Raw genomic sequence first — 1127 nt, forward strand, 5'->3', positions numbered from 1 at the left:
ACGTTCGGTCTGTGGACCGTTGGCTGGCAGGGCCGGGATCCGTTCGGGGACGCGACGCGGCCGGAGCTGGATCCGGTGGAGTCGGTGCGGCGGCTGGCCGAGCTGGGCGCGTACGGGGTGACGTTCCATGACGACGATCTGATCCCGTTCGGTGCCGACGAGGCCGGGCGTGAGGCGCGGGTGAAGCGGTTCAGGCAGGCGTTGGACTCCTCGGGCATGAAGGTGCCGATGGCGACGACGAACCTGTTCACGCATCCGGTGTTCAAGGACGGGGCGTTCACCGCGAACGACCGGGACGTGCGCCGGTTCGCGCTGCGCAAGACGGTCCGCAACATTGACCTGGCGGTGGAGCTGGGGGCCGAGGTGTATGTGGCGTGGGGCGGGCGTGAGGGCGCGGAGTCGGGGGGTGCGAAGGATGTGCGGCAGGCGCTGGAGCGGATGAAGGAGGCTTTCGATCTGCTGGCGGAGTACGTCACCGCGCAGGGTTATGACCTGAAGTTCGCGATCGAGCCGAAGCCGAACGAGCCGCGCGGGGACATTCTGCTGCCCACGGTGGGGCACGCGCTGGCGTTCATCGAGCGGCTGGAGCGTCCGGAGCTGTTCGGGGTGAACCCGGAGGTGGGGCACGAGCAGATGGCGGGGCTGAACTTCCCGCACGGCATCGCGCAGGCGCTGTGGGCGGGCAAGCTGTTCCACCTGGACCTGAACGGCCAGTCGGGGATCAAGTACGACCAGGACCTGCGGTTCGGGGCGGGGGATCTGCGGTCGGCGTTCTGGCTGGTGGACCTGCTGGAGACGGCCGGGTACGACGGGTGCCGGCACTTCGACTTCAAGCCGCCGCGGACCGAGGACATCGACGGGGTGTGGGCGTCGGCGGCCGGCTGCATGCGCAACTACCTGATCCTCAAGGACCGGGCCGCGGCCTTCCGTGCCGACCCGGAGGTCCAGGAGGCGCTGGCCGCCTCGCGGCTGGACCAGCTGGCCCGGCCCACCGCCGAGGACGGCCTGACCGCCCTGCTCGCCGACACATCCGCCTACGAGACCTTCGACCCGCAGGCCGCCGCCGCCCGCGGCATGGCCTTCGAACACCTCGACCAACTCGCCATGGACCACCTCCTCGGCGCCCG

The 1127-nt window shown here is 70.4% G+C and carries 1 protein-coding gene; it reads left to right on the plus strand.

All coding sequences use genetic code 11. The features are described from left to right. Nucleotides 1-1127: xylose isomerase (gene xylA / locus ACTT8P_RS38300; RefSeq protein ID WP_442836402.1), on the plus strand; the 1127-nt coding region annotated here is incomplete at both ends.

Origin of the sequence: Streptomyces sp. JW3 (assembly GCF_052216785.1) — a bacterium.
Taxonomy (GTDB): domain Bacteria; phylum Actinomycetota; class Actinomycetes; order Streptomycetales; family Streptomycetaceae; genus Streptomyces.